The organism is uncultured Rhodoblastus sp. (genome assembly GCF_903903185.1).
In the GTDB taxonomy this organism is placed as follows: Bacteria; Pseudomonadota; Alphaproteobacteria; order Rhizobiales; family Beijerinckiaceae; genus Rhodoblastus.
This window is the reverse complement of sequence record NZ_CAIUXT010000221.1, coordinates 1-20,421: the sequence shown is the minus strand read 5'-3', so window position 1 is coordinate 20,421 and position 20,421 is coordinate 1. Positions and strand designations below refer to the sequence as shown.

At 63.8% G+C, this 20,421-nt stretch carries 21 protein-coding genes and 1 pseudogene; 1 reads left to right on the top strand and 21 read right to left on the bottom strand.

The genetic code is table 11. From position 1 onward, the window contains the following. Positions 1-9: 9 nt before the first annotated feature. The 18 genes from hypE to QZY01_RS19345 form a co-directional block, all read right to left on the bottom strand. A complete protein-coding gene (gene hypE, locus QZY01_RS19430; RefSeq protein WP_294540483.1) occupies positions 10-1,059 on the bottom strand; it encodes a hydrogenase expression/formation protein HypE in 1,050 nt (349 codons plus the stop codon). Next, entirely contained in the window at positions 1,056-2,195 is a 1,140-nt protein-coding gene (hypD, locus tag QZY01_RS19425; RefSeq protein WP_294540480.1) for a hydrogenase formation protein HypD, read from the bottom strand. Before hypD ends, hypE begins: the two co-directional genes overlap by 4 nt. Then, complete coding sequence (locus tag QZY01_RS19420) at positions 2,192-2,425, bottom strand: HypC/HybG/HupF family hydrogenase formation chaperone (protein WP_294540478.1); 234 nt, start codon at positions 2,423-2,425, stop codon at positions 2,192-2,194. Before QZY01_RS19420 ends, hypD begins: the two co-directional genes overlap by 4 nt. A gap of 138 nt (positions 2,426-2,563) precedes the next feature. Then, positions 2,564-4,798 carry a carbamoyltransferase HypF gene (gene hypF, locus QZY01_RS19415; protein WP_294540476.1) on the bottom strand — a complete coding sequence of 745 codons (2,235 nt, stop codon included), beginning with the start codon at positions 4,796-4,798 and terminating at the stop codon, positions 2,564-2,566. Further along, positions 4,798-5,832: a hydrogenase nickel incorporation protein HypB gene (hypB, locus tag QZY01_RS19410; protein WP_294540475.1), complete on the bottom strand. Its 1,035-nt coding sequence runs from the start codon at positions 5,830-5,832 to the stop codon at positions 4,798-4,800. Before hypB ends, hypF begins: the two co-directional genes overlap by 1 nt. Then, positions 5,832-6,173 (bottom strand): hydrogenase maturation nickel metallochaperone HypA, encoded by a 342-nt coding sequence (hypA, locus tag QZY01_RS19405; RefSeq protein ID WP_294540472.1) that lies wholly within the window; start codon positions 6,171-6,173, stop codon positions 5,832-5,834. Before hypA ends, hypB begins: the two co-directional genes overlap by 1 nt. Then, positions 6,166-7,239 carry a nickel-dependent hydrogenase large subunit gene (locus QZY01_RS19400; protein WP_294540470.1) on the bottom strand — a complete coding sequence of 358 codons (1,074 nt, stop codon included), beginning with the start codon at positions 7,237-7,239 and terminating at the stop codon, positions 6,166-6,168. Before QZY01_RS19400 ends, hypA begins: the two co-directional genes overlap by 8 nt. Further along, entirely contained in the window at positions 7,236-7,814 is a 579-nt protein-coding gene (gene hybE, locus QZY01_RS19395; RefSeq protein WP_294540468.1) for a [NiFe]-hydrogenase assembly chaperone HybE, read from the bottom strand. Before hybE ends, QZY01_RS19400 begins: the two co-directional genes overlap by 4 nt. Beyond that, on the bottom strand, positions 7,804-8,016 hold the full coding sequence (locus tag QZY01_RS19390) for a rubredoxin (protein WP_294540466.1): 213 nt from the start codon (positions 8,014-8,016) through the stop codon (positions 7,804-7,806). The genes hybE and QZY01_RS19390 overlap by 11 nt, the downstream gene beginning before the upstream one ends. Then, positions 8,013-8,882 (bottom strand): hydrogenase expression/formation protein, encoded by an 870-nt coding sequence (locus tag QZY01_RS19385; RefSeq protein WP_294540464.1) that lies wholly within the window; start codon positions 8,880-8,882, stop codon positions 8,013-8,015. The genes QZY01_RS19390 and QZY01_RS19385 overlap by 4 nt, the downstream gene beginning before the upstream one ends. Then, the gene (locus tag QZY01_RS19380) at positions 8,879-9,325 is read right to left on the bottom strand and encodes a hydrogenase accessory protein (protein ID WP_294540462.1); all 447 of its coding nucleotides are present in this window, start codon (positions 9,323-9,325) and stop codon (positions 8,879-8,881) included. The genes QZY01_RS19385 and QZY01_RS19380 overlap by 4 nt, the downstream gene beginning before the upstream one ends. A gap of 140 nt (positions 9,326-9,465) precedes the next feature. Further along, complete coding sequence (hypC, locus tag QZY01_RS19375; protein ID WP_294540460.1) at positions 9,466-9,756, bottom strand: HypC/HybG/HupF family hydrogenase formation chaperone; 291 nt, start codon at positions 9,754-9,756, stop codon at positions 9,466-9,468. A gap of 24 nt (positions 9,757-9,780) precedes the next feature. Then, a complete protein-coding gene (locus QZY01_RS19370; protein ID WP_294540458.1) occupies positions 9,781-10,365 on the bottom strand; it encodes a HyaD/HybD family hydrogenase maturation endopeptidase in 585 nt (194 codons plus the stop codon). A 2-nt stretch (positions 10,366-10,367) separates the two neighbouring features. Further along, a complete protein-coding gene (gene cybH / locus QZY01_RS19365; protein ID WP_294540456.1) occupies positions 10,368-11,162 on the bottom strand; it encodes a Ni/Fe-hydrogenase, b-type cytochrome subunit in 795 nt (264 codons plus the stop codon). 69 nt (positions 11,163-11,231) lie between these two features. Beyond that, complete coding sequence (locus QZY01_RS19360; RefSeq protein ID WP_294540454.1) at positions 11,232-13,022, bottom strand: nickel-dependent hydrogenase large subunit; 1,791 nt, start codon at positions 13,020-13,022, stop codon at positions 11,232-11,234. A gap of 63 nt (positions 13,023-13,085) precedes the next feature. Then, the gene (locus tag QZY01_RS19355) at positions 13,086-14,180 is read right to left on the bottom strand and encodes a hydrogenase small subunit (RefSeq protein WP_294540452.1); all 1,095 of its coding nucleotides are present in this window, start codon (positions 14,178-14,180) and stop codon (positions 13,086-13,088) included. A gap of 251 nt (positions 14,181-14,431) precedes the next feature. After that, complete coding sequence (locus QZY01_RS19350; protein WP_294540450.1) at positions 14,432-15,436, bottom strand: aromatic ring-hydroxylating dioxygenase subunit alpha; 1,005 nt, start codon at positions 15,434-15,436, stop codon at positions 14,432-14,434. Between the two features lie 13 nt (positions 15,437-15,449). Then, a complete protein-coding gene (locus QZY01_RS19345; RefSeq protein WP_294540448.1) occupies positions 15,450-15,935 on the bottom strand; it encodes a 3'-5' exonuclease in 486 nt (161 codons plus the stop codon). 219 nt (positions 15,936-16,154) lie between these two features. Between QZY01_RS19345 and QZY01_RS19340 the strand changes: the two genes are divergently transcribed. Continuing rightward, positions 16,155-17,903: an amidohydrolase gene (locus QZY01_RS19340; RefSeq protein WP_294540446.1), complete on the top strand. Its 1,749-nt coding sequence runs from the start codon at positions 16,155-16,157 to the stop codon at positions 17,901-17,903. Between the two features lie 301 nt (positions 17,904-18,204). Here QZY01_RS19340 and QZY01_RS19335 read toward each other — a convergent pair whose 3' ends face one another. The 3 genes and pseudogenes from QZY01_RS19335 to QZY01_RS19325 form a co-directional block, all read right to left on the bottom strand. Then, the gene (locus tag QZY01_RS19335) at positions 18,205-18,522 is read right to left on the bottom strand and encodes a TraR/DksA C4-type zinc finger protein (protein WP_294540443.1); all 318 of its coding nucleotides are present in this window, start codon (positions 18,520-18,522) and stop codon (positions 18,205-18,207) included. A 208-nt stretch (positions 18,523-18,730) separates the two neighbouring features. Continuing rightward, positions 18,731-20,173, bottom strand: coding sequence for a nickel-dependent hydrogenase large subunit (locus tag QZY01_RS19330; protein WP_294540441.1), 1,443 nt, complete (start codon positions 20,171-20,173; stop codon positions 18,731-18,733). After that, positions 20,170-20,421, bottom strand: a pseudogene (locus tag QZY01_RS19325) (HupU protein); the annotation flags it as partial. The gene QZY01_RS19330 and the pseudogene QZY01_RS19325, both read right to left, overlap by 4 nt.

Here is a 20,421-nt window from a genome sequence, read left to right as displayed (position 1 = left end):
GGACTCTTTTCAGCAGATGCGTGGCAATTGCTCGCCGGAAAGCCAATCGACAATGCGGCCGCCGCCAAAGCGCGTCGCCATCTGCACGAAACGATGATCGTCGGCGACGACATGGCCGATCAAGGCCGCCTCGCGGCCAAGCGGATGGGCGCGCATCGCCGCGAGCAGCGCCTCGGCCGCGTCGGGCGCGACAAAGGCGACCAGCTTGCCCTCATTGGCGACAAATAATGGATCGAGACCGAGCAATTCGCAGGCGGCGGCGACCTGCGGACGGATCGGCAGCGCGTCTTCCGCGATGCGGATGCCGACGCCCGATTGGTGGGCGATCTCGTTGAGCGTCGCGGCGAGGCCGCCGCGGGTCGGATCGCGCATCAGCCGCAGATGCGGGCCGCAGGCCTCCAGCATGCAGGCGGTCAACCCATGCAAAGCGGCGGAATCGGAGAGGATCGCAGTTTCGAATTGCAGGTTTTCGCGGCTCGACATGATGGCGACGCCATGATCGCCGAGCGTGCCCGAAACCACAATCGCGTCGCCCGGCTTCGCGCGGTCGCCGGACAGCGCGATCCCCTCCGGCGCGACGCCAATTCCCGCCGTCGAAATGAATACACCGTCGGCCTTGCCGCGTTCGACCACCTTGGTGTCTCCCGTGACGATTTTAATCCCGGCCTCGCGCGCCGCCGCGCCCATGCTTTGCGCGATGCGCAGCAGGTCGGCGAGTGGAAAACCCTCTTCGAGAATGAAACTGGCGGAGAGATAAAGCGGTTTGGCCCCCGACATGGCGAGATCGTTGACCGTCCCATGCACCGCCAGCGATCCGATGTCGCCGCCGGGAAAAAACAGCGGCGACACCACATAGCCGTCGGTGGTCATCGCCATGCGCCCGGCGGGGACGTCGAAAGTCGCCTGGTCATTGCCCTGCGCCAGCAGGTCATTGGCGAAGGCGGGGAAGAAAATTTCGGCGATCAATTGGGCCATCGCCCGACCGCCCGAACCATGCGACAGATCGACCCGCCCGTTCCGGATATCGAGCTTGCGGTGTTTCGGACGCTGAAGGGTCACGAAGCCTGCCTTTCAAGGGGCTGGGCGTCACGGAAACGCCCATAGGTCCAATGCGCGGCGCAGGAGCCTTCCGACGACACCATGCAGGAGCCCATCGGCGTCTCCGGCGTGCAGACCGTGCCAAATAATTTGCAATCGACGGGTTTTTTCACGCCGCGCAGAATCGCGCCGCATTCGCAGGCCGGATTGTCCTTGGCCGCAACGGTCTCGACGCCGAAGATTTTTTCCGCGTCGAACTCGGAAAATTCTTCCCGCAGGCGCAGGGCGCTGTCGGGAATAAACCCAAGCCCGCGCCACTCGAACGTCTCGCGCGTCTCGAAAACCTCGGCGACAAAAGCTTTGGCCTTAAGGTTGCCGTCCACCGTCACCGCGCGGATATATTGGTTCTCGACGACATGGCGGCCCTCGTTGATCTGGCGCGCCAGCATCAAGATCGCCTGCATGACGTCGAGCGGTTCGAAACCGGCGATCACCACCGGCTTGCGGTAATTTTCCGCGAAAGCGTGATAGGGTTTTGTGCCGATCACCGTCGAGACATGGGCCGGTCCGACAAAACCGTCGAGCGCGACTTTTTCCTGTGACTCGCCGCCGACAATGGCCTCGATCGCCGCCGGCGTCAGCACGTGGTTGCAGAAGACGAAGAAATTCTTCAGCCCCTCCTTGCGCGCCGCGAGAATGGCCATCGCCGTCGGCGGCGTCGTGGTCTCGAAGCCGATGGCGAAGAAAACGACCTTTCTGTGTGGCTCCTCCCGCGCGATGCGCAAGGCGTCGAGGGTCGAATAGACCATGCGGACGTCGGCGCCCGCCGCCTTGGCCTTGATCAGGCTCAAGTCCCCGGAGCCAGGCACGCGCATCAGATCGGCATAGGTGCACAGCGTGATATCGGGATTTTGCGCCAGTTTGATCGCGTCATCCATCCGCCCCATCGGCAGGACGCAGACCGGACAACCGGGGCCGTGGATCATCCGCACGTTGTGCGGCAGCAGGTCCTCCAGCCCATAGCGCGCGATGGCGTGGGTGTGGCCGCCGCAAAATTCCATGAAGCGATAGGCGCGGTCCTGCCGCGCTTCGGCGGCGATCTTCGCGGCAATGGCGCGCGCGAGCTTGCCGTCGCGATATTCATCGACATATTTCATGCGCCGGCCCCCGCGATCTGGCCCGCCTCGGCGAACAGGCGCAGGGTTTCTTCCGCCTCCTCGGGGTCGAGTTTGTTGAGCGCATAGCCGACATGAAGGATGACATAATCGCCGACCCGCACATCCTCGACCAGCGCCAGCGAAATGATCTTGCCGACGCCGTCAAGCGTGACGCGCGCCATATCGCCGTCGAGCAATTGCGTCACTTGCACGGGTATGGCCAGGCACATGTTTTCATCCCCATTTTCCGCGTTACCGAAACGCTGTCATGAGCTGAGCGAAGCGAAGCAATCCAGACTCAACCTGCAACTTCTGGATTGCTTCGCTTCGCTCAGCTCATGAAGGTTTGAAATGGCAACGCCCCATATTCAACCATTCATCAACGCCGCGCGCGCCAACGCCGCCTGCCCTAACGACAGGCCGCCGTCGTTGGGCGGCATTTTCCGCGCCAGCAGAGGCGCAAAACCCTTTTCGCGCAAGGCGCCGGCCAGACCTTCGCTCAAAATCTTGTTCATCATGCAGCCGCCGCCAAGCGCGATCTTTTCGCCGGGCGCCGCGACCGTCGCGATCCATTCCACCAGACCGGCGATCAAGGTTCCGTGCAGCCATCCGGCGCCTTCGGCAAGCGAAGGCCGCGCGTCGATCAGATGCGCCAGCAGGCCGGAAAAATCCAGGACGCCGTCGCGCAGCGCGAAGCCATCCGGCAGCGCCCGAATATCGCGCGCAACAGCCTCCAGCCGAATCGCCGCCTGACCCTCGAAATCCTGCCTTTGCGCCAATCCGAGCAAGGCGGAGGCGGCGTCGAACAGCCGACCGAGGCTGGTCGTCATCGGCGTGTTTTTCGGCAGGCCTATTTTCGCGAGACGCCCCGCCTCGGGCGCGCTAGCGAAAAAGGCGCCGGCCTCGTCGAGACGCCCCAGCGCGGAAAAAGCCGCCAGACCCATGCGCCAGCAATCGCGCGCCGCGCGGTCGCCGCCGATCAGCGGCAGGCCCGAAAGATGGCCGAGACGCGCAAATCCACCGGCCCCGTCGAGGCGCAGCAATTCCCCGCCCCAGGCCCCGCCGTCGTCGCCCAATCCGTGCCCGTCCAGCGCCGCGCCAAGCAAGGGGCCGGTTTCGCCCTGTTCGGCGCCGATGGCCGCGACATGGGCGGCGTGATGCTGGAAACGCCAGACCGGCAGGCCGCTCGCCTCGGCAAAACGGGTGGAGAGATAATCCGGATGCAGGTCGCAGGCCGCAGCCTCGGGCTTGACGTCGAGCAGCGCCTTGAGATGGGCGGCGCTTTCCTCGTAGAAGCGGAAGGTCTCCGCGTCCGACAGGTCACCGATATGCTGGCTGACGAAAGCCTCGCGGCCTCGCGTCAGCGTCAGCGTCGCCTTGAGATGGCCGCCGCAGGCGAGCACGCAAGGACCATCGGCGCCGAGGTCGATCGGTTCGGGAACAAAGCCGCGTCCCCGGCGCAAAAAGGCCGGCGCGCCATCGACACGCTGCATCACGCTGTCGTCGGCGCGCACGACAATGTCGCGGTCATGGGTGACGATCAGATCTGCGATGGCGCGGAGCCGTTCGCGCGCCTCGTCATTATTGACGATCAGCGGCTGGCCGCCGGGATTGGCGCTGGTGGCGACAAGGGCGAAATTCTGGGCCGCGTCGCGCGCGCCGCCCGCCGCATGAAACAACAGATGATGAACCGGCGCATAGGCCAGCACCACGCCGAGCCGGGTCATGTCCGGCGCGACGTTCGGCGGCAACACGCCAAGGCCGGGCAGCAGCACGATGGGGCGCGCGGGATGGCGCAGCAGCGCCAAATCCTCGGGCGTCGGCGTCGCGAACAGCCGCACGGAAGCCTCGTTGGCCAGCATGATCGCGAAAGGCTTGGCCTCGCGGTCCTTGCGCCGCCGCAATTCGGCGACCGCGGCCTCGTTTTGAGCGTCGCATAGCAGATGAAAACCGCCGATGCCCTTGAGAGCGACGATCTTGCCCTCGCGCAAGGCGTCGACGATGTCGCTCACCCGATGCGACAGGCGCGGCCCGCAGGTCGCACAGGCGATGGGTTCGGCATGGAAGCGGCGATTGGCCGGATCGATATAGTCGCGCGCGCAATCCGCGCACATGGCGAAGCGCGCCATCGCGGTTTGCGCGCGGTCATAGGGCAGGCGGCGCGTCAGCGTGTAGCGCGGGCCGCAATGGGTGCAATTGACGAAAGGATAGAGATGAAAACGGCTTTGCGGATCGAACAGATCGTCGAGACACATTTCGCAGGTCGCGGCGTCGGCGGGGATGCGGGCGCGCCCCAGGCCGCCGCGCGAGGCCTCGATGATGAAAGTCCTGTCGCCGCGCGGCGCGAGCCTTTCGGATTCCAGCCCGTCGAGCCGCGCCAAAGGCGGAAGCTCCGCGCGCAAGGCGGCGACAAAGCGCTCGGGCGCCTCGCCCTCGATTTCCAGCGTGACGCCATCGGCATCGTTGCGCACGAAGCCGGCAAGATGGAACCGCGCCGCAAGCCCATGGACGAAGGGCCGAAATCCGACGCCCTGCACCGCGCCGCGCAAGCGAAGGCGCAACCGCCGCGTCTCGTCCCTCGATCGGAGCGCGCCCAAAGCCATCAGCCGGCCTTTTTCGTCACGACTTTTTTCCGGGCGGCGCGCGCCTCGATCCAGGCGTAAAATGCCGCGAGGCCCTCGCCGGTTTTGGCCGAGACCACCAGGGTCTGCAAGTTCGGGTTGACCCTTAGCGCATGGCCGATGCAGGCGCCGACATCGAAATCGAGATGCGGCAGCAGATCGGATTTGTTGAGCAGCATCAGGTCCGCGGCGGCGAACATGTCGGGATATTTGGCCGGCTTGTCCTCGCCCTCGGTGGTCGAAAGCAGCACCACCTTATGCGCTTCGCCGAGATCGAAAGCGGCGGGACAGACCAGATTGCCGACATTCTCGATGAACAGCAGCGAATTTTGCGACGGCGCGAGGGTTTCGAGCGCCTTTCCGATCATGTGGGCGTCGAGATGGCAGCCTTTTCCGGTATTGACCTGGATCGCCCTGACGCCGGTGGCGCGGATGCGCTCGGCGTCGTTCGAGGTCTGCTGGTCGCCCTCGATCACCGCAATCTTTTGGCGATCCTTAAGGTCCTCGATGACGCGCACCAGCAAGGTGGTCTTGCCCGAACCGGGGCTGGAGACGAAATTGAGCGCCAGCACGCCTGTTTCCGCGAAATGGGCGCGGTTGACATCGGCATGGGAGCGGTTCTTCGACAAGATGTCGCGCTCGATCTGAACGATCCGCTCCTGACTCAATCCGGGAACATGGACGCCCGCCAGCCCGGCGCCAAAATCGAGCTTTTCGCCGCCCTCGCCATGCGCGTGATGCGGATGGGCGTGGGCGTGATCGTGATGGTGATCGTGGACATGATCGTGCGGATGATCGTGATCATGCCCATGGTCGTGGGTGTGTCCATGCGGATGATCGTGATCATGATCGTGCGTATGGTCATGGTCATGGTCGTGGTCGTGGTCGTGGCGATGATCGCCATGACCATGGCTGTGGCTGTGACGATGGGTGTGGCTGTGGCTTTGCGCCTTGTCCTCTTCGGGCTTCCCGCCGTTTTCCAGGGCCGCCGTCCCGCATCCGCAAACCGTGCACATTATTCGACCTCCAGTTCCTTGACGCGCATTTCGTCGCCGGCGACCATCTGCACATGGTAAAGTCCGCATTCCGGACAGGCGCCGAAACGCTCGATCAGCGCCACCGTCTTCCCGCAATCGAGGCACCAGCCCTGCCCCGGCGTGCGGATGATTTCGAGCTTCGCGCCCTCGGCGAGCGTGCCGCGCGTCGCCGCATCGAAACAGAATTCCATCGCCTCCGGCTCGACGCCGCTCAAAATCCCGATTTCGAGCCACACCGTCTTGACGCGCGAAAAGCCCTGTTTGCGGGCTTCTTCGCTCAAAATTTCGACGACGCCCTCGGTCAGCGACATTTCATGCATCCGCCAGATCCCGGGCTGCTTCCCTGATCGCCACGCCGACGGCGATGCAGGGATCGAACACGAACGCAAGCCTTTCCACCCTTCGGCGGGCCCGCGCGCCGGTCCCGATCTCGGCGCCGCGCAACAGCCGGACGAAAGGCCCGTCGGGATGGAAATTCCATTCGGTCGGCGCGACGATGCGATAATCGGCGATCCGGCCCTCGTCGTCGAGCCGCACCCCATGATACAGCCTTCCGCGCGCGGAATCGACCGCCGAAAAACCCTGAGCCGGCCCCATGTTTCGCACCGAAAGCAGCCCCGCCGGAGGCGCGCCGCCGTCGAGCAGCGCGGCGATGGCGTCGAGCGTCGCCGCCATGTCGGCAAAACGCGCCGCCAGCCGTCCCGAAAGGCCGTTGACGGAACCCGCCCCACCCTGCCGCGCCGCAGCGCCGGTTTCGACGCAGCGCCCGTCAAGCTGCGGCGCGAGGCAAAATTCAGGATCGCTCATCGCTTCCGCCACCGCCTCGTCATCGCCGGCGCGCAAGAAATCGGCCTCGACCTCGCGCAGCCGCCAGTGCGGCTCATCGACCATCACCTGCGCCCATTGGCGCGCGAAAAACTCGGTTCCCGCCTTGAAATCGCGCAGGCCGAGAAAACGCGACGCCCGATCGACCCGCGCGAGCAAGCTCTGCGCCTCCTGCGACTCCGGCAGGGCGCGCAGGGCGGCCAAGATCTCGCGCAAAGCCGCGATGCTCGCCGGGTCGGGCGGATCGTCCTGCGGCCAGTCCAGCACGCTGGCGCGCAGCATTTCGCCAAATCTTTCGCCCAGCAGGCGCAAGCTTTGGCGACGCCGCCGCGACGGGTCGGGCCTCTGCCCCAAAGCCGCCTCGCCTGCCGCCTGGGCGGCGAGCGATTGCGCCGTCGGGCACAGCGAAAACAGGTTTTTCGCCAGAGCCGCAGCCCCCGTAGCCGAACGGCCGACGAATATCGGCGCGATATTTTTTCGCGGCGAGAAGATCTCGACCTCGCCGACGCGCCCGTCTCCGACCAGCAGCTTGACCTGGAGCGCGCCGTCGAGGCCGCTCATGGCGCGCGCGCTTTTTCGCCGCCACGCAAAAAGAAGGCGCGGCGGTCCATGCGAGGCACTTCGGCGCTCTCGCGCCGGCGGTATTCTTCCGCGCGCTCGGCCGGGGTTTCGCGCGGCGCATCGGGCGCGAAGGGATAGATTTCGGGCTCGGGCGCCTGCGCCAGCGCGCCCTCGTCCATCAGCGCCGCGACCGCCGCCCGGGCGGTGGCGAGCGCCGCCTCTTGATCGACGAAATCCTGCATCGGCGAGAACAGTGAGCACACCAGCAGCCGCCCCAGACCTTCGAGATCGGCGACGAGGAAATCGACTTTTCCGCAGGGTAGCGAGACGCTTTGCTTTTCTCCCGCCGCAGCCGGAATTGGCGGCGAGTCTTGCAGCGGAACCAGCACAATATTCATGAACCAGGGCGTGACGACGATTCCGAGGGCCTGGCCGCGCCAAGGACGGAACCCGACGCCGGCGACCGCGAGCGCCTTGTTGCAGATCGGCGCATCGGCCATGGCCCGCCGATGAACTTCGTCGAAATAGGCCTCCAGCCGCGCGGAAAAATCGGCGGCTTCTGCTTCAGGACCCATCGCCGAGCCTCATGAATTTGGACGGCGGCGCATCGCAATTGGGACAGCGCCAGTCTTCCGGCAGGGCGGAGAACGGCGTGCCCGGCGCAACCTGCCAGACATCGTCGCCCTTGGCGGGGTCATAGACATGCCAGCAGACGCCGCACTCCATGCTGGTTTCGTCCTCGACCTGGGCGCGCCCGAAATTCTCGAAAGAGCTCATCGGAAATAGGCCTCGTCGATTTCGCGCATCCGCTCCGCGCTGTCGCGAAAATCCTCTTCCGCCGCGCGGGCGACCGCCGGCGCGTCGCCGATTTCGAGCGTGTCGAGGATGATCTGGTCCATCGAGTTGAAATATTGCACCGACCAGACGTTTTTCGTCGCCGTCGACAGCACGCGGCAGGAGCCATAGCCTTTCGAGATCAGCCGAACCGCGCCGGCCCCGAGACAAAGCTGCAGAAACTCCATGTCCTGCGGGCTCATCGGCAGCAAGGTGAAGGTGATCGTATGGCTCGGCTCGCCCGGCTGGTGGGCGCCGGCGCGGCTCTCGATTTCCTTGAGCAGCGGCATGACGTTCATCGCGCCAACCGGCGGCGCGCCATAGGCCAGCGGTTGGGTATTGACCAGCGCGGCGCGTTTGGCGATTTCCGGCAATTCCGAGACTTCGAGATAATCGGCGAAAGGCCTGCCGTCGGGATCGGTGAAGCGCACGCGCCACAGGCCGGCCATGGTCGATTCCTGGATCTGTGCGGCGACCCCGTCCGGCAAGGCCACGACGCCCGCCACTTCGCCTTGGCCCAGCACCTGCTCGATCAGTTCGATCTCGTCGGCGGAAAACTCGGTGAGATCGAACAGGCGGCCGGGCTCTCTTTCCTGCTGCGTATCGAGCGCGGCGGCGATTTCGGGGAGCATTTGCGCGACGCGAGGGCAATGGGCTATCAGCGCCTCGGCCTTGCCGGTCGCCAGTCCGGCCAGCGCGCCGGACGAGGTGCGGCCATTGGCGGCGTCGCCGAGCGGATCGAATCCGATCGGTAAAATCGTCATCGCTTCCTCGGCGCCCTCCGGCGCGACCCAGAATCCGGCCTTCATGCGACTGTCCCTTTCGAATGCGTGAATTCCACCCTCGGCCCCCTGGTCAAGCTCAGAACCGGCGCGTCCGGATCGAGCAAGGCCTCGATTTTCTGGCGATAGTCCGACCAGTCGTAAATCTTGGGCAGGACGCCGACCGCATCGGCCCCGCGCGTGACGACGAGCGAGGGAAAGACAAAGACCTGGAAGCGGCTTTTCAATTTCTCTTCCGCCGCCGGCGCGACCACGGCGCCGCGCAGCCGTCCGGCGAAGGCCTGCAAAAGTTCCGGCAGCACCACCGCGACATCGCCGGTCTCGGGCCGATTGGCCCCGGCGCCGGGGAAAAAAATCAGCGCATGCAGGCTTTCCCCCGGCGCCGGCGCGAGAAAGGCATCGAGCGAGGCCTCATCGACCTGCGGCAGGCGGTGACGCTCGGTCAAGGCGCGAAGCAATGGCGTCGTCATGGCGTTTCCTTGTCTTTTTTTTGGTTTCGTTTTTTAGTTTCGCAAAAATCGAGCCAGCCATACAGCGGCGGCAATGCCTCGCCATCGATCGCCGCTGCAAAGAAAGTTTACGCACAACGGCGGCAAACTTTCCACTGCGTTCAGCGCAGATGTTCCGGCAATTGCGGCTCGCGATCGATCAGATCGGCGAACAGCGCTTCGAAACTTTCGCCGCGCAGCGCGGCTTCCAGCCCGCGCAGCGCGTCGTCGATCAGCTGCGCCTCAGCTGCGTCGAGCACGCGGATGGCGGTGTCGATATGCACCAGCACCTGCGTTCCGGGTTCCTGCGCGCCGATCAGCAGCATCGAGACGCGTCTGGTTTCACTCTCGCGCGCACACAGCGCCGAAACCTCGTCGCCCTCGACAATCCGCATCGGCACGCCAACACACATTTCGCTTTCCCTGAACTCGCCGCTTCACGCTTCCGGCGGCGCCGAAAACTTCTCATAGCTGGCGAAATCAATATCATTGCCGAGCAGCGGCGCGACGCTTTCGCCAGGGCTTCGACGAAGGCAGGGCGCCCCCCATTGCCCGAGGATCGTCGCCGCGATATCGGCCGCCTGTTCGAGCTGCTGGCGCACGGGTGCGGTCAGGGGACCGCCCCAATCTTCCAGATCGAGCGGCTGGCAACCGATCAGCGCCAGTTTCTCGGGATAGTCGCCGAGCAGGTCGGCGGCGGAGAGCACTTCCTGGAAGCCGGTCTGGTGCAGGCTCATCTTTTTCGCGCCGGTGAATTTCGGCACTTCGTCGCCCTGCACGATCTTGAGCGTTCCCGGCTCAAGGCCGTAGTCGATGGCGTCGAACACCAGAAGATAATCCGCCTCCTGCACGAATTGCACGAGATAGAGCCCCTGGGTGCCACCGTCGAGCAGGCTGACACTGGCCGCCGCGCGATAGCGGCCGTGAAACGTCTCCAGCGCGCGGACCCCGAATCCCTCGTCGGCCCATAAAATATTGCCGATGCCGAGGACGAGAATGCCGGGTTTGCGCTCCTGAACCATCTTCAGACCTCGTCGCGGAACTGGCGTTCGCCCGATATCATCGCGGAAATCATGCTCTGGCGCGACATGATGTCTTCGCGAATCGCCGCGTAAACATGGATGAAGGTGAAGCAGACCAATACCCACATGCCCAGGTGATGCAGGGTGTGGACCTGCTGGCTGTTGGGAAACAGCCAGAACACCCAGCCAAAGGCGTGAGACAGCCAGCTCGCGCGGCCCTCGCCCTCCGAATAGAGCGCGAAGCCGGTGCAGATCATGAAGATCGTGCCCAGGGTGGACATCAGGAACATCGACAGATGGGCGAGCGGATTATGCCCGATATATTGCTGGGGATATTTTTCCAGAAACGCGTACCAGCGGGCTTCCAACAGCGCGCCGCGCCAGAACTCGCCCTTCCAGAAAGGGATGTAGAAAAGCTGCCTGGCGTGTGAGTTGCCGACGAATGCCCAGTAGATGCGCCCCAGCATGGCGACGGCCAAGATCTGCCCGGCGGTGAAGTGGATGAAGCGGATATAGCCCATCTGGAAATGCGCGCTGGCCTCGCCGGTCGGGCTCGACGGTGGCGAAGCGATCAGATAGCCGGTGACGAACAGGGTCACCATGGCCAGAGCATTGACCCAGTGCCAGAGCCGCACGGGCGCCTCATAGACATAGACCGTGCGCCGGACGACGGCCCTTTCGCCGACCGAGTCCACGATATCGGCGGTTTGCGTCAATTCGGGGTTTACGTCCAATAGAGCTTTTTTCAGCCGGCAGCGCTCGGCGACGAGATCGGCGGCGTGCGTCAATTCGGTCATGACGTCCTCCCGGAATAAGTTCTTGTCGATGCGGATCCATTTTCCCGCGAGGGGAGAAGGAAAAACCCTTTACCTGACAGTCACCTTGGCCATTTCCTGACCGTCCGGGCTCATCACATGGGTCGAGCAGGCGAGGCAGGGATCGAAGGAGTGCAGCGTCCGCAGGATTTCCAGCGGCTGGGTCGGATCGGCCATCGGCGTATTCATCAGCGAGGCCTCGAAGGCGCCGATATTGCCGTTGGGGTCGCGCGGCGAACCGTTCCAGGTGGTCGGCACCACGGCCTGATAATTGTCGATCCGGCCATCCTTGATCTTGATCCAGTGGGCGAGCGCGCCGCGCGGCGCCTCTGTGAACCCGACGCCCTTGACCTCGGACGGCCAGGACTTCGGCTCCCACTTGTCGACATTGGCGGTGGACGAGTCGCCCGCCTTGATGGTGGCGATAAGTTTGTCCTGGAAATGCTTCAGCTTGTCCGCCGCCCATTGGCATTCGAGCGCCCGCGCCGCAGTGCGCCCGAGCGTCGAGAACAGGGCCGAGGTCGGCAGGCCAAGATCTTTCAAGAGCTTGTCGACCGGCTCCTTGAATTCCGGCTTGTTCTGCGCGTAGCCGACGATCCAGCGCGCGAGCGGCCCGACTTCCATCGCATGGCCCTTCCAGCGCGGCGACTTGATCCAGCTGTATTTGGCGCCTTCGTCGAGGCTTTCGATATTGGTCTTGGTTCCCTTTGCGTTGGGGCCGAGTTCGTAATGCGGATCGGTAACGCCGTCCCAGGGATGCAGGCCCTTGGTCTCGTCGGGATATTTGTACCAGCTATGGGCGACGAATTCCTGGATTTCCAATGGATCGCGAAGGTTTACCGGGAAGACTTCCGCGAGATTGCCGTTGATGATCGCGCCTTGGGGCAAAGCCAGATTGGCGGCGGAATAATCGTTGGCGTGTTCGGGAATGTCGCCATAGGCGAGCACGGATTGGCTCGACAGGCCGCCGCCATAGAGCCAGTCCTTATAGAATGAACCAATCGCCGCGACGTCGGGCAGATAGACCTGGTTGGTGAATTCGATCGACCGGTCGATGATCTCGGTGACGTAGTTCAGCCGCTCCATGTTGATCGCGCCGACGCCGCCGATCCCATCGACATTGATCGGACAGGGCACGCCGCCGACGAGCCAGTTCGGATGCGGGTTCTTGCCGCCGAAAATCGTATGGATCTTGACGATTTCCTTCTGGAAATCGAGCGCTTCGAGATAATGCGCCACCGCCATCAGATTGGCTTCGGGCGGCAGGCGATAGGCCTTGGAGCCCCAATAGCCGTTCTTGAACGGGCCGAGTTGGCCGGATTCGACGAATTTCTTGAGCCGCCCCTGCAAGTCGCGGAAATAACCTGGCGAGGACAGGGGCCATGGCGAAAGCGATTGCGCCAGCGCCGAGGTCGCCTTGGGATCGGCGGAGAGCGCCGAGACCACATCGACCCAGTCCAAGGCGTGCAGATGATAGAAATGCACGATGTGATCGTGCACCTGCAACGTCAGCTGCATGATGTTGCGGATGGAATTGGCGTTTTCCGGAATCCTGATCTGGAGCGCATCTTCCACCGCGCGCACCGAGGTCAGCGCATGGGTGCCGGTGCAGACGCCGCAGATCCGCTCGGTAAAGGCCCAGGCGTCGCGCGGATCGCGCCCGCGCAGGATGACCTCGATGCCGCGCCACATCGTGCCGGTGGAGACGGCATTGCGGATGACGTTCTGCTCGTCGACATTCACCTCGACGCGCATATGGCCTTCGATACGGGTGACCGGATCGACGACAATACGCTTGCCGGAATTGTCGAGGGTGAAACCGTTCGGAGTCTGGACGGTCATGGCTGCGTTTCCTCAAAATTTGTTCTTGAATGAGTCTCGGGACGGCCGGGAGCGAAGGCCCGCTTATTTGACCGCCGGCGGCGCCTTGTCGTCGCGCTTGACCGCAACCCGGCTGAGCGCGGTGATCGCTGCATGGGCGGCGACCGCCACGCCCACCGTCGCGGCGGCGGCGACGCCGATCCGGTCGGCGTTGGATTCCACGCCGAACTGGTGGATGTTGCTGAGCCGCTCGTAGAACGGCCCATTGTCCCAGAAACCGTCTTCCGAACAGCCGATGCAGCCGTGGCCGGACTGGATCGGGAAAGACACGCCATTGTTCCAGCGCACCGTCGAACAGGCGTTATAGGTGGTCGGACCCCTGCAGCCCATCTTGTAGAGGCACTTGCCCTCGCGTGCGTTCTGGTCGTCCCATTGCTCGACGAACTGGCCGGCGTCGAAATGCGGGCGGCGATAGCACTTGTCGTGAATGCGCTGCGAATAGAACATTTGCGGCCGGCCCTGCCGGTCGAGTTCTGGCAAGCGGCCAAAGGTGGTGATGAAGGTGACGACGCCGGTCATGACTTCGGCGATCGGCGGACAGCCGGGAACCTTGATGATCGGCTTGTCGGTGATCACCTTGTCGATCGGCACCGCCTGGGTCGGGTTCGGCTTGGCCGCCTGGACGCAGCCCCAGGAGGCGCAGGCGCCCCAGGCGATCACGGCCGCGGCGTCCTGCGCCATCCATTTGAGCCGTTCGACGAAGGGCCTGCCGCCATCGATGCAGAACATGCCGCCTTCGTTGAGCGGCGGATTGCCTTCGACCGCGAGGATATACTTGCCTTTGTACTTTTCCTTGGTCTCGGCGAGAATGGCCTCGGCCTGATGGCCGGCGGCGGCCATCAGCGTGTCGTCATAATCGAGCGAGATCATCGACAGCACGACATCCTTGACGAGAGGATGGGCCGAGCGGATGAAACTTTCCGAACAGCAGGTGCATTCGAGCCCGTGCATCCAGATCACCGGCACGCGCGGATTGGTTTCGAGCGCGTGGGCGACATTCGAGGCGCCGGTTGCGCCAAGCCCCATGCTGGCGGCGGTCAGCGAACAGAATTTGGTGAAACTGCGCCGCGTCACCCCCTGTCGGCGGATCACCTCGTAAAAGGTCTCGGTTGCGGACATCGACGCCTCCCCTTTGCGTTGTCGCTTTTCGCCTTGTAGCCCGCTGGCCCGGCGATTGGAGCAATCCTTGGCAAGATGGGCGCCAGATTTCGTGGACACGCGGCGTTTTTTTCAATCCCTCATTTTTCAACGGGGTTCTTTCGAAAGGGACGCGGCGGCGGCGCCGGAGGCGGCGGCGCACTGGAAAGAATTCTGGCGCCGCAAAGAAGGTAACTTTGCAGTCCGGGGGGCAGAGGCGGTCAGCCCGAATATTACTCGCCACCGTCCGCCGGTCCGGCCGATCCCGCTTCTTCGAGCAGACTCGCATGCAGCGTTCGAAACCTTGCGATGGCGCGGTCGGCCTCGATCAGCCGGTCCTCGCCCGGCGGCGGGCTTTCGCGCGGCGTCTGCGTCACCACGACCCTTTTGTCCTGGTTGAGGATGAATCGGTTGCTCAAGCCCATCAGGGCTTCAAACGGCTTTGCCGCCAAGGGGTTGAGATAGCGGTGATAGACGCGCAGGTAATAGCGGGTCTTGCGCTCGTTGATCGGCGTGAAGGCGATGAAATTCTTGAGGCGTGGGCTGAGGTTGAGCAGCCAGACGCCTGGGAACTTGAAATGAAGCGACGGTTCCCGCCCGGCGGCCGCGGCTTTCAGCTCCGCGACGCCGCGCGTCGCCTGCCCCTCGTCGCGCGCATTGGTCACCCAGACCTTGATGTCCTGCTGGTCGGCCTCGACATAGGGCCCTTCGACGAAGGCGCGTCCGCCGCCGCCGATGGTGGAGCGGTGGACGAAGGCCAGATGCGCGACATCGAGCTGGTTCTCGATGGCGCGCGTGTAGTGGACCGGCCAATCGACCGCTACGGTCCCGTGGCGCCAGCCCGTTTCGAGCGGCGCAAAATAGGGAAGCTCGGGATAGAGGTCGCGGATTTCGCCGCGCCAGAGCCAGATGAATCCATGCGCCTCGCGCAAGACCAGGCTCGGCAGCGCCATGCCCTCGGGAATCTTGCGCCGCCGGCCATTGGCCGGAATGTGGACGCAACGGCCCTGCCCGTCGAATTCGAAGCCATGGAACGGGCAGACCAACCGGTCGGCCTCGATCCTGCCGCCGCTCAAAGCCGCGCCGAGATGCGGGCAACGATCCGGGTGGGCATGGGGAAAACCATCCGCCGTGCGCCAGAAAACCAGCCTCGCTCCCAGACGCTCGACGCCGAACGGCCTGCGCCCGACCTCCCGGCTTTCAAGCACGGGATACCATTGATTTGCCGGCAAGATCATCGCGGAAAGGGCCTCATTTCTTGCTGGCGGCAAGATAGAATTGCGCGCAGGCCATGGCGTCGGAAAGCGCCTCATGATGATTGAGCGCGATCCCGAGTTTTTGGCAGACATCCGACAATCTGGTGGGACGGATGTTCCACGCGGCGCGCGAAATCCGCACCGTGCAGCGAAACGGCAGCGTCGGCGCCGGCAGTCCATAGCTTGCGCAGCAGGCGTGCAGCACGCCCTCGTCGAAGGATGCATTATGCGCCGCCAGAAACTCGGCGTCCCCGAAGAAACCCGCGATCCTTGGCCAGAGCGTGGCGAAATCATCGGCCTTGGCGACGTCTTTCCACCTCAGTCCATGGATGTAGGTGAACACGAATTCGCGTGTCGGCGGGCGGATCAGGTGAACCGCCGTTTCAACGATTTCACCGTCCTTCACCTTGACCAGCCCGACCGCGCAGGCGCTGTCGGCGCGATGATTGGCGGTTTCGAAATCAATCGCCACGAAGTTCATGATGGGCCCGTCCGGCTATCGCCCGCGAAATTCTGTTGGGTCTTATGCGCGGATACGCAATGAGCGTCAAAACCATCTTCGACAGCGGCGGCATTCGGCTCGCGGCTCCGCTCCATTGCAAAATTTTTGTTCTGCCTTGTAACCAGGATTGTTGCCTATTTCAGTTACTTATGACGAAATGTCTGAAATAAGAAGAAGCTCGCGGTTACGGAGACGGCTATGTGCCTTTGGTGCGGGAATTCGCTCATTGCCGAAAGCCTGACCTCGGGGTTTCCCCGATCCGCCCCGAACCGGCGGCGGTTCATGGCCTATGCCGTATCGGCCGGGGCGGCCATGACGGCGGGCGGCCCGGCCAAGGCCGCCGGCGGCGCGGAAGTGATCTTTCGCAATGGAACGGTCATTCCAATGACGGGCCAAAGCCGCAATTTCGAGGCCCTGGCGATCAGCGACGGCAAGATCCTCGCGGCAGGATCGCTCCTGGAAGTTTCAGCTTTGGCCGGAAGCGCCACCCGGATCGTCGATCTGGAGGGCCGCACGCTCTTGCCGGGATTCATCGACCCGCATCATCACACCACCTTGTCCGCCCTTTTCTCGGATCTGTTTATCGATATCGGCTACGCAAAATATCCCAGGCGCGCCGACGTGTTCGCCCCGCTTCGGGAGGCCGCCGCGAAAACGCCTCCGGGCCAGTGGATTCGAGCCGGGGGGTTCGACAACCTGCTGCAAGGCGGCGACCTGTCGATGAAGGATCTGGACGCGGTTTCGACCGAGCATCCGATTTTCGTGCTTTACGTCAACGGACACGAGAGCGCCGCCAATGGACAGGCTTTTCAGCTTGCCAAAATCACCGAAGATGTCGGGGAAATCGCGGGGGGCGGCCATTTCGGCCGCGGGCCTGACGGCAAGTTGAACGGCCTGATTTACGAAACGGCGGTTTTGAGCTTTCTCAAAATCGCGATCCCGCCCCTTACGCCGGAGCTGATCGCCAGGGCGATGGCAACCTATGCCGGAAAGGCGGCCGCCGCCGGCAACACAACCCTGCACGAGCCCGGCACCGTAAAGCCGGAATGGGCGCCGCTGCTGGCCAAATTGTCCAACAATCTCGGGGTGCGCCTGAGCGCCAGCCTGAGCTCGGATTCGATCGATGCCGGCAAGGGCTTCGCGTCGCTTGGACCGGGCGCCCGGGCGAGGCGGTTCCCCGACAGCCGTTTTTCGCTTTATGGCGTCAAGTTCTGGGCGGACGGCTCGGACCAGGCCGAGTCCGCCGCGCAAACCCTGCCCTATCTGCACAGCGATAAAAAAGGCAAGACCAACTACCCCGTGTCGCAGATGACGGAGCTGTGCCGCGCGGCGAAGGACGCCGGATGGCCGATCCTGATCCATTGCCAGGGCGACGCGGCGGTCGACGGCGCTCTCGATGCAATCGAAGCAGTCTATGGCGCCAAACCGGCCACGGGGCTCAACGTGCTGCAGCACGCGACCATGGCGCGTCAGGACCAACTCGAACGGGTGAAGCGCCTCGGCGTCGAGATCAGCTTTCTGCCCGACCTGCTCTATCTCTATGGCGCCGCCTATCGCGACCAGATCTTCGGGCCGGAGAGGGCGGATTTCATGGAACCGATGGCGGCCGCCTTGAACGCGGGCATAAAATTCTCCCTGCATACCGACGCGCCGGTCTCCCCCGCAGGTCCCTTGAGGCTGTTGCAGATCGCCGTGACGCGACGCTGCGCCATCGACCATTCGCTGATCGGCCCCGGCCAGGCGATCGGAATCGACGAGGCGCTCAAGGCGATCACGATTCACGCGGCGCGGCATATCGGCCTGGAGGACACGATCGGAACGCTCGAACCGGGCAAGGAGGCCGATCTGACGATTCTGGAAAGCGATCCCTACAAGACCGATCCCGAAAAACTCATGTCGATCAAGGTCAGCGAAACCTGGGTCGCCGGCGAGAAGAAATACGGTTGAGGATCAAGCATCCCCCGGCTCTGCGCCACAAAGTTCAAGATTGACCCATCCCGCTATCGCCTGCGAAATCCTGTCGGGTCTTAAGCTTGAATGCGTGGCGACCGCAAAAACCATCATGGGCAAGGCGCCGCCCGGCTCTTGCGCAGCCGCCGACCCACTTGGCCGGAGAAGTCGCGGCTTTGGGCCAGCTTCGCGCCGGAATGGGCCGAACAAGCGCTTTTTTTGGGCAGCCAGGCATCGTCGCGAAACAGCAACGGGTGGGCCTCCGACGTCCATCTTCATCCGTCTTGAGCGACAAAAATTACCCGGCGCAGGAAATGCATCTGATCGCCGTCGGCAGCGCCTTCAGGCGCCTCGGATCGATCGCTTCGCCGCATTGGGCGCAGACGCCGTAATTCCCCTCGGCGATCCGTTGCAACGCGTCGCGAATCTGGCGGACTTCCTGAAGCTTGGAGGTCTCGACGCCGGCAAGCGCATCCTGGTTTTCGAGTTGAGTCGCCTGCTCCTCCCAATCGGCGGGCAACAAGCTGCGCAATTCGTTGTCGATCTCGGCAATATTGCTGGCCAGCTCAACAAGGCGGCGCTGGAGCGCCTTGGCGATTTCGTCGTGCGTTTTCATATCGTTCGCTTCCAATGGCGATTGGCTGTTGGGACGCCAGGAGAAGGACCTCCCGAATCCGTCCGAACCCGACGCCAAAATTCTTCCACATGGAGCCGCCGCTCGGGGGAGACAGCTTAAGACCGCAATCGAAACATGCAAATCTGTTTTTCATGTCAGACGGCGAGCGGGACGCCCAAGGCGCAGGACGAACCGGCGACAGCGGTCATCAATGCGCCGTGCAGACCATGCAGGGATCGAAGGAGCGCACGACATGCTGGATCGTCGGGGCCTTGGCGCCGGAATCGCCGGTCTCGACACCGACCAGAGCCTGTTCGAGCGGACCGGGAACGCCCGCCCCGTCGCGCGGAGAAAAATTCCATGTGGTCGGGGCGATAATCTGATAGAGCTGGATCACACCCTTTTCGACGCTCGCCCAATGGCCGAGCGCGCCGCGCGCCGCCTCGACTTTTCCCGTCGCCTGCCCGCAGACGAAAGGCGGAGGCGTCTCGCAAAAGGCCTCGTCGAGCCGCAGCGCCCGCGCCCAAGCCTGGGCCGCGACCGTCAGCCGCGCGATTTCCATCGCCCGCGCAACCACGCGAACATAGACATTCGTGCCGCCCTGCCGCGCGATCAGCGCCCGCACCAGAGGGTCGCCGGCGACCGCCTGTCGCGCCACGGCGCCGGTCTCGGCTGGCGCCCCGTCAAGTCGCGGCGCCTTGGCCCATGAATAGGCGTCTTTGCGCTCGGAGTCGGGCGCCGTGATCGCAAGCGCCGGATCGGACGAATTTACCGCGAAATAAGAACTATCCACATGCTCGGAGATGGCGTTTTCCGGCAAGGGCCGCTTTTCCCCGTTGCGCGGGTCGAACACGCCGGGCGCGAACAAGTGGCCCCCCGCCGCCTCATAGGCGCCAAAACTCAGCAAAGGCAAGGCGGCGCATCCCAATCGGTCGAGCCGCAACTCCTGTCCGAGGCGCAGGAAGGCCGCGAAATCGCCCTTTCCTTCGGAAAAATCCGCGAGACCGTCGGGAGTGGAAATTTCCAGCACTTTTTCGAGCGGCGCGGCGAACAGCGATTTTTCAACAAAGCCGCGAAAATCGCCGAGAATGGACAGCAGCCGCATTTTCTCGCCGAGATCGAGCGCCCGGGTGACCCCGCCCGGCTGGATGGCGAGGGAATGCGGCCATTTGCCGGCGATCAGCCCCATGACGTGGAGCAATCTCGCCCGAGCGGGCAGAACGTCGCGCGAAGCCGCGCCGGAAAGCGCCTTGAACCGCGCTTCCACCCCAGGAAACCAGCTCTCGCGGGCATAATCGCCGCCGGCGAAATCCGGCATGAAAAACAGATAGAAATGGGTCAGATGATCGGCGATGTTTTCCGCCGCATGGGCGATATTGGCCGCCCGCTCGCCATTGGGCTGCGGCTGAACCCCCGTCAGCGCGCGCAACATCGCCGCCGCCGCCATGCTCTGCGAAACCGAGCATATGCCGCAAATGCGCGGCGCGACGGTCAGAGCGTCGGCGGCGGGGCGGCCGACCAGAATTTGCTCGAATCCGCGATAGAGCGGCGTGGCGACGCGGGCCTCCGCGACGCGCCCGGCCTCGATGTCGAGGGTCAGCTCCAGATCGCCTTCGACGCGATTGAACGGCCCGACAAGGATGCGGTTCATTTCGATCTCTTGGGATTCTCGACGATGCGGTCGGCTGCGGCGTTCTTCCTGACCCGCTCCGGCGTCGCGGATTTCGACAAGGCGGCGAGCGTCATGAACCAGGCTTTGGGCATGTCGAGCGGCAAGCCGACGGGGATGCCGGCGATTTTCGGGGTGACGTGGTGGTTGCGCGACTCCTGGAAATTCGGCGAGGTGCAGGAAATGCAGGCATAGCCCGCATGGGTGCAGGAGCCGCCGCCGTTCCAGGC

Coding starts and splice junctions, on each gene's coding strand:
- cybH (WP_294540456.1), bottom strand. CDS start 11,162: ATGACCGAATTGACGCACGCCGCCGATCTCGTCGCCGAGCGCTGCCGG.
- hybE (WP_294540468.1), bottom strand. CDS start 7,814: ATGGGTCCTGAAGCAGAAGCCGCCGATTTTTCCGCGCGGCTGGAGGCC.
- QZY01_RS19330 (WP_294540441.1), bottom strand. CDS start 20,173: ATGAACCGCATCCTTGTCGGGCCGTTCAATCGCGTCGAAGGCGATCTG.
- QZY01_RS19345 (WP_294540448.1), bottom strand. CDS start 15,935: ATGAACTTCGTGGCGATTGATTTCGAAACCGCCAATCATCGCGCCGAC.
- QZY01_RS19350 (WP_294540450.1), bottom strand. CDS start 15,436: ATGATCTTGCCGGCAAATCAATGGTATCCCGTGCTTGAAAGCCGGGAG.
- QZY01_RS19400 (WP_294540470.1), bottom strand. CDS start 7,239: ATGAGCGGCCTCGACGGCGCGCTCCAGGTCAAGCTGCTGGTCGGAGAC.
- hypD (WP_294540480.1), bottom strand. CDS start 2,195: ATGAAATATGTCGATGAATATCGCGACGGCAAGCTCGCGCGCGCCATT.
- QZY01_RS19390 (WP_294540466.1), bottom strand. CDS start 8,016: ATGAGCTCTTTCGAGAATTTCGGGCGCGCCCAGGTCGAGGACGAAACC.
- QZY01_RS19380 (WP_294540462.1), bottom strand. CDS start 9,325: ATGACGACGCCATTGCTTCGCGCCTTGACCGAGCGTCACCGCCTGCCG.
- QZY01_RS19335 (WP_294540443.1), bottom strand. CDS start 18,522: ATGAAAACGCACGACGAAATCGCCAAGGCGCTCCAGCGCCGCCTTGTT.
- hypC (WP_294540460.1), bottom strand. CDS start 9,756: ATGTGTGTTGGCGTGCCGATGCGGATTGTCGAGGGCGACGAGGTTTCG.
- hypF (WP_294540476.1), bottom strand. CDS start 4,798: ATGGCTTTGGGCGCGCTCCGATCGAGGGACGAGACGCGGCGGTTGCGC.
- hypB (WP_294540475.1), bottom strand. CDS start 5,832: ATGTGCACGGTTTGCGGATGCGGGACGGCGGCCCTGGAAAACGGCGGG.
- QZY01_RS19355 (WP_294540452.1), bottom strand. CDS start 14,180: ATGTCCGCAACCGAGACCTTTTACGAGGTGATCCGCCGACAGGGGGTG.
- hypA (WP_294540472.1), bottom strand. CDS start 6,173: ATGCATGAAATGTCGCTGACCGAGGGCGTCGTCGAAATTTTGAGCGAA.
- QZY01_RS19420 (WP_294540478.1), bottom strand. CDS start 2,425: ATGTGCCTGGCCATACCCGTGCAAGTGACGCAATTGCTCGACGGCGAT.
- QZY01_RS19360 (WP_294540454.1), bottom strand. CDS start 13,022: ATGACCGTCCAGACTCCGAACGGTTTCACCCTCGACAATTCCGGCAAG.
- QZY01_RS19340 (WP_294540446.1), top strand. CDS start 16,155: ATGTGCCTTTGGTGCGGGAATTCGCTCATTGCCGAAAGCCTGACCTCG.
- QZY01_RS19385 (WP_294540464.1), bottom strand. CDS start 8,882: ATGAAGGCCGGATTCTGGGTCGCGCCGGAGGGCGCCGAGGAAGCGATG.
- QZY01_RS19370 (WP_294540458.1), bottom strand. CDS start 10,365: ATGGTTCAGGAGCGCAAACCCGGCATTCTCGTCCTCGGCATCGGCAAT.